This is a genomic window from Pseudomonas sp. MD195_PC81_125 (assembly GCF_014060985.1).
Taxonomy (GTDB): Bacteria; Pseudomonadota; Gammaproteobacteria; order Pseudomonadales; family Pseudomonadaceae; genus Aquipseudomonas; species Aquipseudomonas parakoreensis.
This window is the reverse complement of record NZ_JABULD010000593.1, coordinates 1-13,470: the sequence shown is the minus strand read 5'-3', so window position 1 is coordinate 13,470 and position 13,470 is coordinate 1. Positions and strand designations below refer to the sequence as shown.

At 60.7% G+C, this 13,470-nt stretch carries 9 protein-coding genes and 3 pseudogenes; 8 read left to right on the top strand and 4 right to left on the bottom strand.

All coding sequences use genetic code 11. The annotated features are described in order from the left end of the window. Positions 1–212: 212 nt before the first annotated feature. The 5 genes and pseudogenes from HT737_RS24180 (at position 213) to HT737_RS24160 (ending at position 6,890) form a co-directional block, all read left to right on the top strand. Positions 213–2,243, top strand: coding sequence for a methyl-accepting chemotaxis protein (locus HT737_RS24180; RefSeq protein WP_182404151.1), 2,031 nt, complete (start codon positions 213–215; stop codon positions 2,241–2,243). Positions 2,244–2,525: 282 nt separating this feature from the next. Continuing rightward, positions 2,526–2,922 (top strand): annotated as a pseudogene (locus tag HT737_RS24175) (hypothetical protein). A 168-nt stretch (positions 2,923–3,090) separates the two neighbouring features. Further along, entirely contained in the window at positions 3,091–3,267 is a 177-nt protein-coding gene (locus tag HT737_RS24170; RefSeq protein ID WP_177327380.1) for a hypothetical protein, read from the top strand. Between the two features lie 77 nt (positions 3,268–3,344). After that, on the top strand, positions 3,345–5,498 hold the full coding sequence (locus HT737_RS24165) for a mechanosensitive ion channel family protein (RefSeq protein WP_182404150.1): 2,154 nt from the start codon (positions 3,345–3,347) through the stop codon (positions 5,496–5,498). A 66-nt stretch (positions 5,499–5,564) separates the two neighbouring features. Then, positions 5,565–6,890 (top strand): amidohydrolase, encoded by a 1,326-nt coding sequence (locus tag HT737_RS24160; protein ID WP_182404149.1) that lies wholly within the window; start codon positions 5,565–5,567, stop codon positions 6,888–6,890. Between the two features lie 414 nt (positions 6,891–7,304). Here HT737_RS24160 and HT737_RS24155 read toward each other — a convergent pair whose 3' ends face one another. Next, complete coding sequence (locus tag HT737_RS24155) at positions 7,305–8,018, bottom strand: UTRA domain-containing protein (RefSeq protein WP_047292936.1); 714 nt, start codon at positions 8,016–8,018, stop codon at positions 7,305–7,307. Between the two features lie 352 nt (positions 8,019–8,370). Between HT737_RS24155 and HT737_RS24150 the strand changes: the two are divergent. Beyond that, positions 8,371–9,439: pseudogene (locus tag HT737_RS24150) on the top strand (ABC transporter substrate-binding protein). Positions 9,440–9,562: 123 nt separating this feature from the next. Here HT737_RS24150 and HT737_RS24145 read toward each other — a convergent pair. The 3 genes from HT737_RS24145 to HT737_RS24135 all read right to left on the bottom strand — a co-directional run bounded on the left by HT737_RS24145 (position 9,563) and on the right by HT737_RS24135 (position 11,133). Continuing rightward, positions 9,563–10,375: a class I SAM-dependent methyltransferase gene (locus HT737_RS24145; RefSeq protein ID WP_182404148.1), complete on the bottom strand. Its 813-nt coding sequence runs from the start codon at positions 10,373–10,375 to the stop codon at positions 9,563–9,565. A 30-nt stretch (positions 10,376–10,405) separates the two neighbouring features. Then, positions 10,406–10,678, bottom strand: coding sequence for a DUF4242 domain-containing protein (locus HT737_RS24140; RefSeq protein ID WP_047293441.1), 273 nt, complete (start codon positions 10,676–10,678; stop codon positions 10,406–10,408). A 191-nt stretch (positions 10,679–10,869) separates the two neighbouring features. Continuing rightward, positions 10,870–11,133, bottom strand: a complete 264-nt coding sequence (locus HT737_RS24135; protein ID WP_041073518.1) for a DUF2790 domain-containing protein — start codon at positions 11,131–11,133, stop codon at positions 10,870–10,872. Between the two features lie 296 nt (positions 11,134–11,429). Between HT737_RS24135 and HT737_RS24130 the strand changes: the two genes are divergently transcribed. After that, positions 11,430–12,170 (top strand): response regulator, encoded by a 741-nt coding sequence (locus HT737_RS24130; protein WP_182404147.1) that lies wholly within the window; start codon positions 11,430–11,432, stop codon positions 12,168–12,170. Continuing rightward, positions 12,167–13,470: pseudogene (locus tag HT737_RS24125) on the top strand (sensor histidine kinase); the annotation flags it as partial. The gene HT737_RS24130 and the pseudogene HT737_RS24125, both read left to right, overlap by 4 nt.

Sequence of the window (13,470 nt, the reverse complement as noted above, 5' to 3'; positions counted from 1 at the left end):
CAGCGGCCCCAATATCTTAATGGGGCTGCTGCGCAGCCCATCGGGGATAAATCCCCTCGCCACAGGTCAGTGACCGGCGCAGCGTAGTCGTTAACCTTAAGTTACAAAACCTCCCGCCGATTTGAGCTATACAGAGACAGCGCTCGATAGTGGCTATCTGCTGTCGCCCTGCGCCTGCCAATAAAAACAAGAAAAACCAAGGGAGACTTCCAGTGAAGAGCTTGCTCTATCCCGCCGTCTCGCTGATGAACCGTCTGAGCTTCGGCATGAAGTTCAGCCTGATCAGCGTGCTGTTCCTGGTGCCGATGCTGGTGACCAATTTCTATCTGGTGCGCGATTCCTACCGCGAATTCCAGGGCACCCGGGTCGAATTGCAGAGCCTCGATCTGCTGGGCAGCAGCCTGAGCCTGCGCCGGGATCTGGAAACGCTGAATAATCTGGTGCAGATCAACGTTGTCCTCGGGCAGTCCGGCAAGGCCGACAACCTCGAGGCGCAGATCAGCAGCCTGGAGCAAGCCGTGCTGGCGCGCTTGCAAGGTCTGCAGGCGATGACCGACGATCCCGAGCAGGCCAAACTGTTCGACGGCAAACGCGACGAAATGATCAGCGCGTTCAAGGCTCAACAGGCGGAAAGCTCCCTGCAAAGCAAAAGCGCGATGATCGGCAAATTGCTTGGTAATGCGCAGATATTCAGCCAGATCATCGCCAGTCAGGCCGGGCTGAGCCGCGACAACCAGAGCGACATCCGCCAGCTCAGCGAATTGCTCACCAACATTACCCCAGGCGTCACCCAAACCCTCGGCGAAGGCCGGGCCATCGGCTCGTATTCGTTGGGGCAGGGCTTTCTCAACAGCTCGTCGAGTACCCGTTTCGACGAGTTGCTGGCGCAGATCGAAAAGCTCCAGGCCGAATACGCACTGAAATTGCAGGATGCCCTCGATTCCAGCAAAGCCGCGCGCGCCAGCCTCAGCGCGCCGTCCGACAGCAGCAAGACCTCGCTCAAACAGGCCAGTGAACTGTTTGAAGCGAAAGTCGTGGTGGCCGAGACCCTCGATACTCCGTGGCAGGCGTTTTACGACCAAGTCACCGGGCTGATGGCGCAGACCTACCAGCTCAATGACGCGACCTTGAAATTTCTCGATACCCAACTGCAGCAGCGCCTGGCGCAGAACCGCACGCACATGGTGTTGCAGGCGGTGGCGTTGTCGGTGGTGTTCGTGCTGATTTTCTATCTCTACGCGGGTTTCTACGCCTCGACCCGCACCACGCTCAAGCGTTTGGGCGCGATGATGGACAAGGTCGCGGCCGGTGACATGACGGTCAATTTCAAGGCCAGCAGCCGCGATGAACTCGGCGAGCTGGGCGAGGTGTTCAACGGCACCGTAAGGAAGATCCACGACCTGATCGAACGGGTCGGCCAAACCGTGGCCGAGGTCGAGCGCCAGGCCGGGCAGGTGGAAAACGTCTCCGCGCAAAGCAATCAGGCGGTGGCCGGGCAGCGCACGCAGATCGAGCAAGTGGCGACCGCGATGAATCAGATGTCGGCGACCTCGCTGGAAGTTGCACGCAGCGCAGCGGCAGCGGTGAGCAGTGCGCACAGCGTCAACGATGAAACCGTCAGCGGCCGCAAACTGGTGGAGTCGCAGCAGGGCAGCATTGCCGCGTTGGCCAGCGAGATCGACCAATCGGTGCTGGTGATCAATCAGTTGGCCAGCGACAGCCAGTCGATCAGCCGCGTGCTGGAAGTGATCAAGAGCATTGCCGAGCAGACCAATCTGCTGGCGCTTAACGCGGCCATCGAAGCGGCCCGTGCCGGCGAGCAGGGCCGTGGCTTTGCCGTGGTGGCAGATGAAGTGCGTACGTTGGCCAAACGCACTCAGCAATCGACCGAAGAAATCGAGCAGATGATCGCCAAACTGCATGGCGGCGTCGGTGCGGCGGTGAAAGCCATGGGCGTCAGCCATCAGATGGCCAACGGCACGGTCGGGCAGTCGGAAAAGGTCCAGCAGGCGTTGGAAAATATCCTGGGGGCGGTAGGCATGATCGTCGATCAGAACCAGCAGATCGCCGCTGCCGTGGAGCAGCAGACCGCCGTCGCGCATGACATCGACCAGAACATCGTCGAGATCAACCGCGCCGGTGAACGCACGGCCCAAGGTGCGCATCAGACCGAGGAAGCCAGCCGGGCATTGTCGGCGCAGGTGGTGGAACTCAAACAGCTGATCAGCGCGTTCCGCGTCTGAATACTGCCGAGAAACCTGTAGGGAGGGGATTCATCCCCGATGGGACGCGCAGCGTTCCGCCCCAAGCCTGCAAGTGATCAGGGACTGCTGCGCAGTCCATCGGGGATTAATCCCCTCACTACATGCTCATTCCAACAGGGGGAGCAGGGCAGATGTCAGAACATTTTGTAATGCATTGATACTTACGCGTGTAAGCCAATTCCTGTTTTCTTCCGACGGCTGGCTTTTCGTCATTAATGAGCCAGTATCCGTGTTCCGCTGATTGCGTCGAGGAGGCCGCTCATGTCCGTTGCAACCCTGGGAGTCCAGGGCCGTTGTGCTCATTGCCAGACCACGCAGCTACTCAAGCCATGGCAACTCAACGCCATCGCAATCAACGAACCGTTCACTTGCGCGCACTGCCAGAAAACTCTGGAGTTGCGTTGCCCGAAACAGATCAAACGCTTCAAGTCCCTCGATTCGCTGGGATTGCTGCGCTTCAGCGCCTCGGTAACCGTGTGCACCGCATTGCTGGTGGCGCTGGTCATGGAGTGGATCGGCCTGCTCAGCGTAACTGAACAGTTGAATGCGTCACTGATCGTGCTTTTCGCGTACTTCGCGCTACTGCGTTTTTTTTCACCACCGTCAGCACATGACCCTGATCCTCGACGCAGCCAGAGCGTATGCAAACCGACTGTAGGAGCTGCCGAGTGAAACGAGGCTGCGATCTTTTTGATCTTTGTTTTTTTTGCAGTTTCAAAAAGCAAGGATCAAAAAGATCGCACCTGCGGCAGCTCCTACACAGATCAATACAGCTTCAATGAAACCGACCTAGACTTACATCATCCCCTTCGACAAGGCAGTCTCCATGATCTCGATGTCTTCGTTCCATGCCATGCTCGTCCCGATCCTGAGCGGGATGATCCTGCTGGCCATCGGCTTCAACTTCCGCGACAAGAACGCCGGCGTCTTCGCCATGTGGATCGGCATGCTGATGATCCTGGCGACCGTGGTCTACAAGATCCTCGCCAAACTCAACGAATAAATCCGCGCCCGGCTCGCATTGATTCTGACTGCCTCGTACACTCGCTCAATTCGCCCCTTTGCGAGGTTGACCGCCTAGTGTTCGCTCGTCTGCTTGCTCTGCCCTGCCTGTTCCTTGTCTGCCTGATGACGCTGCTGCCGCTGGCCCCTGCCCACGCGGTCGGCTTGCCGGGACTGCTCAACTCCACCAAGGCGCAGCCCGAGGCGCAGGAACCGTTGGGCCAGTCACTGGATGAAGTCATCAAGTCGCTGGAAAACGACAAGCAACGCGCACAGTTGCTGAGCGATCTGAAAAAGCTGCGCGACGCCACAAAGAAAGCCCAGGTTTCACCGGAAGAAGGCGTGCTGGGCCTGATTGGCGGCACGCTGGCCAGTTTCGAGAAGCAGTTCTCCGGCGACGACAGTCCGCTGACCCGCTGGTCCGACGAGTTCGATCTGGCCAAGGACGAACTCGACAACCTGATGTTGCCAGCCAGCGAGTGGCTGCCGATCATCTTCGGCTTCGCGGTGATCCTGATGGTCTGGAGCCTGCTCGCCGCCGCGCTGATCTGGCTCGGTCACCGGGTGCGCATGCGCTTCGGCCTGACCGAAGAACTGCCGCAGCACCCCAAGGCCCTCGACATGCTGCGCTTCGCCCTGCGCAAGCTCGGGCCATGGCTGATCGCGTTGGTCATCACCGTTTACATGAGCTACGCGCTGCCGTCGTCATTGGGCAAGAGCCTGGCGATGGTGCTGGCGTATGCGCTGGTGGTCGGCACCTGTTTCTCGGCGATCTGCGTGATCGCCTTCTCGCTGCTCGACGGCCCGCACCGGCACCGGGCGCTGTACATCCTGCGGCATCAGGCGTTCCGTCCGCTTTGGCTGATCGGCAGCTTCGCCGCGTTCGGTGAAGCGCTCAACGACCCGCGCCTGGTGGAAAGCCTCGGCGTGCATTTGGCGCACACCACCGCGACCGTCACCAATGTCCTCGCGGCGCTGTTCACCGGGCTGTTCATCCTGCGTTTCCGCCGGCCAATCGCCCATCTGATCCGCAACCAGCCATTGTCCCGTCGCCTGACCCGCCGCGCCCTCAGCGACACCATCGATATCCTCGGCACCTTCTGGTACGTGCCGGCGCTGGTGCTGGTCGGGATTTCGCTGTTCGCCACCTTCGTCTCCGCCGGCGACACCAGCACCGCCCTGCGCCAGTCACTGATCTGCACGGTGCTGCTGGTGATGTGCATGGTGATCAACGGTCTCGTGCGCCGGCACTCACTCAAACCGCAACGCGGGCCGAAGCGCCATGCCTTGTACTCGGAACGCCTGAAAAGCTTCTTCTACACCCTCGCCCACCTGCTGGTGTGGCTGATCTTCATCGAGCTCGGCCTGCGCGTCTGGGGCAAATCGCTGATCGGCTTTGCCGAGGGCGAAGGCCACGACGTCAGCGTCAAACTGTTCAGCCTGATCGGCACGCTGATTTTCTCCTGGCTGGTCTGGATCCTCGCCGACACCGCCGTGCATCACGCCCTCACCCGCTCGCGCAAAGGCCTGGCGAATGCCCGCGCGCAGACGATGATGCCGCTGATCCGCAACGTGCTGTTCGTGGCGATTTTCATCATTGCGCTGATCGTCGCCCTGGCGAACATGGGTATGAACGTCACGCCACTGCTGGCCGGTGCCGGTGTGATCGGTCTGGCCATCGGTTTCGGTGCGCAGTCGCTGGTGGCGGATTTGATCACCGGCCTGTTCATCATCATCGAAGACTCGCTGGCCATTGATGACTACGTCGATGTCGGCGGGCATCTGGGCACTGTCGAAGGCCTGACCATCCGCACCGTGCGCCTGCGCGATATCGACGGCATCGTTCACACCATCCCGTTCAGCGAAATCAAAAGCATCAAGAACTACTCACGGGAATTCGGCTACGCGATCTTCCGCGTGGCGGTGCCGTACAACATGGAAATCGACGACGCGATCAAACTGATGCGCGAAGTCGGCCAGAAAATGCGCACCGACCCGCTGCAACGGCGCAACATCTGGTCGCCACTGGAGATCCAGGGCGTGGAGAGTTTCGAGTCCGGCAGCGCAATTTTGCGTGCGCGCTTCAAGACCGCGCCAATCAAGCAATGGGAAGTTTCCCGCGCGTTCAACCTGTCGCTCAAACGCCATCTGGACGAGGCCGGGCTCGATCTGGCGACTCCACGCATGAGCGTGCAGGTCATCACTGCCGGTGGTGGCCAGCCGAAGGAATAGCACTTCGCGCAGACACTCGGGTCACAGGCAGGGAGGCCAGAAAAACAATAACCATGGAGAAACCCGATGCAGCTGACACGTATCGCCCAGACTGTTCTGCTCACCCTGCTGGCCGGCACCGCCAGCGCCGCCACCCTGGACAGCACCCGCGAACAGATCGCCGCGCAAGCCAAGGCACTTGAACCGGAGCTGCTGGAAACCCGCCGCGACATCCACGCCCATCCGGAACTGGGCAACACCGAAACACGCACCTCTGAACTGGTCGCCAAACAGCTCAAGGCCATGGGCCTGGAAGTGAAAACCAACGTCGCCCGCACCGGCGTGGTCGCCATCCTCAAAGGCGCCCTGCCCGGCCCGACCGTGGCCTTGCGCGCCGACATGGACGCACTGCCGGTCAAGGAAGTCGCCGACCTGCCCTTCGCCTCGAAAGCCAAAGGCACCTACCTCGGCAAAGAAGTCGACGTGATGCACGCCTGCGGCCACGACGCCCACATTGCGATCCTGTTGAGCACGGCGAAAATCCTCACCGGTCTGCACGACACCCTGCCCGGCACCGTGGTGTTCTACTTCCAGCCCGCCGAAGAAGGCCCGAGCGACTTCATCCCCGACGGCAAGAACACCTGGGGCGCAAAAATGATGGTGCAGGAAGGCGTGATGAAATCACCCAAACCCGACGCCGTATTCGGTCTGCACGTCTGGGCCGGCGTTCCCGCCGGCCAGATCGCCTACCGCCCCGGCGCCACCCTGGCCAGCTCCGACGACCTGCGCATCAAAATCCTCGGCAAACAAACCCACGCCGGCCGCCCGTGGGACGGCATCGACCCGATCACCGTCGGCGCGCAAACCATCGTCGGCCTGCAAACCGTGGTCAGTCGGCGCACCGATATTTCGTCTTACCCGTCGGTGGTCAGCATCGGCACCATCAATGGTGGCACCCGCTACAACATCATTCCCGAGTCCGTGGACATGAGCGGCACCATCCGCTCCTACGACTACGGCATCCGCCAGAAACTCCACGCCGACGTGCGCCAGACCATCGAAAAAATCGCCGAAAGCGGCGGCGCGAAAGCCGACGTGACCATCATCGAAAAATACGACCCCACGATCAACAACCCGACACTGACGGAAAAAATGCTGCCGACGTTGAAGTGGGCAGCCAAGGATGACGTGGTCAATGCGCCGCTGGTGGGCGGCGCGGAAGACTTCTCGTTCTTCGCCAAGGAAGTACCGGGGTTGTTCGTATTTCTCGGCGTCACACCACGGGATCAGGACATGAGCAAGGCCGCGCCGAATCACAATCCGGGGTTCTTTGTGGATGAGTCGGCGCTGGTGGTGGGCGTACGCACACTGGCCTCACTGGCAACAGACTACCTCTACACCAACACCCACTAACCTGTAGGAGCTGACGAGTGCAACGAGGCTGCGATCTTTTAGTGTGCTGAAGATCAAGATCAAAAGATCGCAGCCTTCGGCAGCTCCTACACAGGATGAGCGTTAGCTCGGCTGCAGCTCTTGATCTTGATCCACGGGCGACGTCGGAAGGCTGAGTGGAGGGATTGATCCGGGGTGGGAGCGCAGCGACCGTTTGGCGCAGCCAAACACAGCGAGAGGAGGTGCAGCGAAGCAAACCGTAGGCGCTGCCCCCGGAACAATCCCGGAGCGAAGGAACCCCGAGCCCCAGCGAGCGGGCCGAACGCAGGAGCAAGCGTTTTTGGTTACTTTTGAGGCGTTTGTCAAAAGTGACCCGCCGTAAGGGCGGAACCCTAAGCCGCCGTTACCGCAGCAACGGATATTCACCCAAAACGATCAAACCACATCAACCCCCACATGAATCGCATCATGCCGCCAAAACTCCAGATCACAATCAATCAACCGCTCATGCTGATCATAATTGACCCGAGCAATCCGTAACCCCGGACTCCCGACAGACACGCGCAAAGCCGCCGCCGCATCCACCGCCAACGACGTCGGCACAATCTCGAACCGCACCCGCCCATAGTGCAAATCGTAATGCCGCGCATACAACTCGGTCATCGACTGATTCAAATCGAACCCCAGAATCCCCGGAAAATACTGCGGATTCAGATAATGCTCCACATACAGCACCAGCCGCCCGTCAATCCGCCGCGACCGGCAAATCTGGATCACGCTGGACAACGCCGGCAACTGCAACCACGCACACACCGCCGCCGAAGCCGGCTGCAGACGCGCGGAAATCACCTCGGTCGACGGCACCCGGCCCTGCGCACTGACCATCGCGTGAAAGTGACTGCGCTGCATCAGGTTGTACGCCAGACGCGGCGGCGAAACGAACCAGCCTCGGCGCTCCTCGCGATAGATCTGCCCCTGTGCCTCCAGTTGCAACAACGCCTCACGCACAGTAATGCGCGTAGTGCCGAACAACTCACTGAGCTTGCGCTCGGCCGGCAGCTTGCTGCCCGGCGCCAACAGGCCGTGATCGAGCTGCTCCTGCAGCACCTGGCCGATGGCTGTCACCGCTTTTGTTGCCTCATCGCGCATCAACGTTACCTATCTGGACTAGACCAGCACTGTTTCGGGGCAAAAACCGTACGGCCTGCAAGCCGTTTCCATGTCTTGCAAGCCTAGGCAGTGCAGATGACCGAGAGATGACAAACCCGCCCGACGGTCGCCCTCATGACTTGCAATACCTCGGCCAAGTCCCTTGCCAGCCGGGGCTTTGACCTTGGTCTACGCTTAGCGGGCAAGCGCCGAAACCGGGCCAATAAAAGGCCTGCCGGGCGACCGCCGACATCAAAGTGTCATCCAGCCCCCTTAAATTGGCTCAGGTATTGCTGACCTAGACCAACACAAACCGCAATCGCAGCGTTGAACACGACCAAGGAGCTTCGGAATGAAACAGCTTTTCCTGGCAACACTGTTAGGCTCGACCATTGCAATGTGCACCGCCGCCATGGCGGCCGACACCGATCTGAAAACCCTCGAAGCCGCTGCGAAAGCGGAAGGCGCCGTCAACAGCGTCGGCATGCCCGATGACTGGGCCAACTGGAAAGGCACCTGGGAAGACTTGGCCAAGACCTACGGCCTGAAACACATTGACACCGACATGAGCTCGGCCCAGGAAATCGCCAAGTTCGCCGCTGAAAAAAGACAACGCCACCGCCGACATCGGCGACGTCGGCGCCGCCTTCGGCCCGATCGCGGTCAAGCAGGGCGTGGTGCAACCGTACAAACCGAGCACCTGGGATCAGGTGCCGGCCTGGGCCAAGGACAAGGACGGCAACTGGGCATTGGCCTACACCGGCACCATCGCCTTCATCGTCAACAAGAAGCTGCTGCACGGTTCCGAAGTACCGACCAAATGGGCTGACCTCAAGGGCGGCAAATACAAGGTTTCCATAGGTGACGTGAGCACCGCCGCGCAAGCCGCCAACGGCGTACTCGCCGCGGCCCTGGCCAACGGTGGCGACGAGAAAAACCTCCAGCCGGCCCTGCTGCTGTTTGCAGACATCGCCAGGCAAGGTCGCCTGTCGATGGCCAACCCGACCATCGCCACCATGGAAAAAGGCGAGATCGAAGTCGGCGTGGTCTGGGACTTCAATGGTCTGAGCTACAAGGCCAAGATGGCCAACCCGGATGACTACGTGGTGCTGATCCCGTCCGACGGCTCGGTGATTTCCGGCTACACCACCATCATCAACAAGTACGCAAAAAACCCGAACGCCGCCAAGCTGACCCGCGAATACATCTTCAGCGACGCCGGCCAGACCAACCTGGCGCGCGGCAACGCCCGTCCGATCCGTGCCGAACATCTTCAACTGCCGGAAGACGTGAAAGCCAAGCTGCTGCCAAACGAGCAGTACAAGAACGTCACGCCAATCAAGGACGCCGACGCGTGGGAAAAAACCTCCAAGGCCCTGCCGCAGAAGTGGAACGAAGAAGTCATCGTCGAGATGAAGTAATCCTTCATCTGTAGGAGCTGCCGCAGGTGCGATCTTTTGATCTTGCTTTTAAAACCAAAATCAAAAGATCGTCCGAACGCGGCCTGAGCCTTCGGCAGCTCTTACAGGGGTTTTCATTAGGTTTCAGCGTTTGGTAATCACCACCTCCAGATACTCGCTCGGCACCACCAGCGAACCGGCTCCCGCCCGATTCGAGCGGTTGAGCAAGTCCGCCAGATCACTCTCCAGCGCCTGACCGCTTTCCGGCGGTAATGCCGCGAAGGCCTTGTGCACCGGCCCGTACCAGTGGCGGAAAATGTCGACGAAATGCGCCGCCGAGCGATAGCGGAAGTTGAACGAGCGGCGGGTGACCTGCAGTAGAAATTCGCGCTCATTGAAGTGGCTGTGCAACCACGCTTCGGTGCCCCAGTTCGACGGCGGCTGGGTCACGGCGGGAGGCGGGACGTGGCGACCAAGCACCTTGAACATCTGGCCGACGAAACCTTCCGGCGTCCAGTTCGCCAGACCGATGCGCCCGCCCCTTCGGCAGACCCGCGCCAGTTCCGCTGCGGCAGTCGCCTGATCCGGGGCAAACATCACGCCAAAGGTCGACAGCACCGCGTCGTAACTCTCGTCGGCGAACGGCAACGCTTCGGCATCGGCGACCTGAAAAATCACCTCCAGATGCTCGGCCCGCGCCCGATCCTGCCCACGTTCGAGCAGCGCCGCGACATAGTCGGTCGAGGTCACCTGGCAGCCACGCCGCGCTGCCGCCAGGGTTGCATTGCCGTTACCGGCGGCGACATCCAGCACCTCTTCATCGCAGCGCAGGTCGCAAGCCTCGGCGAGGTTTTCGCCGACGATCTGCAAGGTAGTGCCGATCACCGCGTAATCGCCGCTGGCCCAGGCGACTTTTTGGCGCTCCTTCAGACCCGTCAGATCAATGGGCGTACTCATCAATCGTGCTCCGCAGCAGGTTGGAGAACTTCATTCAGCCGTGGTCGGGTCAATGACCGTCATCACCCGTGCCACGCTGTTGGCCGGGAAGCCGCCCAGCCTGGCGTGCTCGCGCACCTGCTCCTCGTCAGGGGCGATGTAGACGCAATAGATTTTGTCGGCCGTGACGTAACTCTGCAGCCACTGCACCTGTGGCCCGAGTTCACGCAACACCTGGCAGGAGGTTTGCGATACGGCTTTTAGTTCTTGCGGCGACAGCTTTCCGGCCCCTGGAATCTCGCGTTCAATCACGAATTTCGGCATGGCAACCTCGCGTTCTTTTTATCAAGGACAGGGTCGGCAGTGACCCTGCCTGTTCACTATCGCGCCGAGGGTCGATGGCGTCCGTGCCAATCGTCCGAAGAGCACGTAAAACAAGGGCTGTGCCGATGAATGGCGGTTTTTTGTAAAGCCTGCGAAACACCGTCGGGACTGCTCGGGATGGCGAGGAGCAATCAATTTTCGTTGTTGCAGCCATCGGCGAATTTACGGTAATCCAGCACTTGGGTTTTGCCTGCCGAATCGAGGTAGGTCATGCGCGCATCGACAATGCCGCAGGTCACCGAGGTGTCCTGGGTCATCGACAGCACTTTCTGCACGTCCAGGTGCGTGCCGTAGGTGTAGGTGTGCGGGGTGATATCGGCTTCGGCACGGGCCGACAGGGTGCAGATGTTCAGGGCGGCGAACAGGCAGGCGGCGATCACGGATGTGCGGGTCATGGCGGTTACCTCAAGGCGTGGGTGGGTTGAGCCGAGGCAAGCTGGATGCGCCTCGATGGAGCCTATTTGAGGCGCCTGAGGTATCACGTCTGTGTCTGGAAATGCCCGTTATGACGCGTTGTGTATCTGCGCCACCCGGAGATACACAGCGATACAAAACCCTGAAAAAATCGCGTTTTTGCGTGTGTATGTATCCGTCATGGCGCCAGATACACTGCAATACAAACCCTGGCAGGCAAGCCGGCGCAGGCTCGATAGACTGCATGGCATTGCCCTTTGATAGAGGTTCTGCACCGATGGAACATGTCGATCACATTCTCATCGTCGACGACGACCGCGAAATCCGCGAGCTGGTTGGCAATTACCTGAAAAAGAACGGCTTGCGCACCACCGTGGTCGCCGATGGCCGACAGATGCGCAGTTTTCTCGAAGCCAACACTGTCGACCTGATCGTGCTCGACATCATGATGCCCGGCGACGATGGTCTGCAGTTGTGCCGCGAATTGCGCGTGGGCAAACACAAGGCCACGCCGGTGCTGATGCTCACCGCGCGCAACGATGAAACCGACCGCATCATCGGCCTGGAAATGGGTGCAGACGATTACCTGACCAAACCGTTCGCTGCCCGCGAACTGCTGGCGCGGATCAACGCCGTGCTGCGGCGCACGCGGATGCTGCCGCCAAACCTGGTGGTCACCGAAAGCGGTCGTATGTTGGGTTTCGGCCGATGGCAGCTGGACACCTCGGCCCGTCACCTACTGGACCAGGACGGCACGCTGGTCGCGCTCAGCGGCGCCGAATACCGCTTGCTGCGGGTGTTCCTCGATCACCCGCAACGGGTGCTCAGCCGCGATCAGTTGCTCAACCTGACCCAGGGGCGCGAGGCCGATCTGTTTGATCGTTCCATCGATCTGCTGGTCAGCCGCCTGCGCCAGCGTCTGCTCGACGATGCGCGCGAACCGGCTTACATCAAGACCGTGCGCAGCGAAGGTTATGTGTTCTCGCTGCCGGTGGAAATTTTCGGGGCTTCGGCATGAGTTTCAGGCTGCAGTGGCCACGAACGCTGGCGTCACGCTTGTCGCTGATCTTTCTGGTCGGGCTGATCCTCGCTCAGGCGCTGTCGTTTGGCGCGCAGTACTACGAGCGTTTCCAGAGTGCCCGAAGCACCATGCTGGGCAATATGCGAAACGACGTCTCGACGTCGATCGCCATCCTCGATCGCTTGCCCGCGCAGGAACGGCCCGCCTGGCTCAAGCAACTGTCCCGCACCAACTACGACTATCTGTTGAGTGTCGGCGAATCCGGTGCGCCGCTCGACCCCGAGGCCGACGAGGTGCCGGTGGCCGTGACCTCGATCAGCGCCGCGCTCGGCGGTGCACACCCGCTGAGCTTCACCCGGTTTGCCGGGGAGCAAAAACACTTTCAGGCCCATGTCAGACTCAGCGACGGCAGCCCGGTGACGATTGATGTGCGTCCGGCCATGCCGCCCTTGTCGCCGTGGCTGCCGGGGGTTTTGCTCGGACAACTGGCGCTGTTGATCGCCTGCACCTGGCTGGCGGTGCGCATTGCCATCCGCCCCCTCGCCCGCCTCGCCAACGCCCGTGGACACCCTCGATCCCAACGCCCATCCCGTGATGCTCGACGAGCAAGGCCCGATCGAAGTGGCCCACGCCGCGCGGGCCTTCAACGCGATGCAGACACGCATCGCCGCGTATCTGAAGGAGCGCATGCAACTACTGGCAGCGATTTCCCACGACCTGCAAACCCCGATCACCCGCATGAAGCTGCGTGCCGAGTTCATGGACGACTCAGTGGAAAAAGACAAACTGTGGAGCGACCTCGGCGAAATGGAGCACTTGGTCCGCGAAGGCGTGGCCTACGCCCGCAGCATCCATGGTTCGACCGAAGAAAGCCGGCGCACCGACCTCGACGCCTTCCTCGACAGCCTGGTGTTCGATTACCAGGACATGGGCAAGGATGTACGCCTGATCGGCAAGAGCGCGGCGGTGATCGATACCCGCCCCCAGGCCCTGCGGCGGGTGCTGGTGAACCTGACCGACAACGCGTTGAAATTCGCCGGTGCCGCCGAAGTCTGGGTCGAAGCCCATAAGGATAGCCTCGCAATCACCGTCATGGATCGTGGCCCGGGCATCGCCGATGCCGAACTGGCGCATGTGCTGCAACCGTTCTATCGCGTGGAAAACTCGCGTAATCGTGATACCGGCGGTACCGGTCTGGGACTGGCGATCGCTCAGCAACTGGCCATGGCCCTCGGAGGTTCGCTGACCCTGAGCAATCGCGAGGGCGGTGGGCTGTGTGCCGTGCTGAGGCTGCCGC

What these genes read in the sequence shown, in the direction of transcription:
- HT737_RS24135 (WP_041073518.1), bottom strand. Translation starts at nt 11,133, where the DNA reads ATGACCCGCACATCCGTGATCGCCGCCTGCCTGTTCGCCGCCCTGAAC.
- HT737_RS24160 (WP_182404149.1), top strand. Translation starts at nt 5,565, where the DNA reads ATGCAGCTGACACGTATCGCCCAGACTGTTCTGCTCACCCTGCTGGCC.
- HT737_RS24155 (WP_047292936.1), bottom strand. Translation starts at nt 8,018, where the DNA reads ATGCGCGATGAGGCAACAAAAGCGGTGACAGCCATCGGCCAGGTGCTG.
- HT737_RS24170 (WP_177327380.1), top strand. Translation starts at nt 3,091, where the DNA reads ATGATCTCGATGTCTTCGTTCCATGCCATGCTCGTCCCGATCCTGAGC.
- HT737_RS24140 (WP_047293441.1), bottom strand. Translation starts at nt 10,678, where the DNA reads ATGCCGAAATTCGTGATTGAACGCGAGATTCCAGGGGCCGGAAAGCTG.
- HT737_RS24145 (WP_182404148.1), bottom strand. Translation starts at nt 10,375, where the DNA reads ATGAGTACGCCCATTGATCTGACGGGTCTGAAGGAGCGCCAAAAAGTC.
- HT737_RS24130 (WP_182404147.1), top strand. Translation starts at nt 11,430, where the DNA reads ATGGAACATGTCGATCACATTCTCATCGTCGACGACGACCGCGAAATC.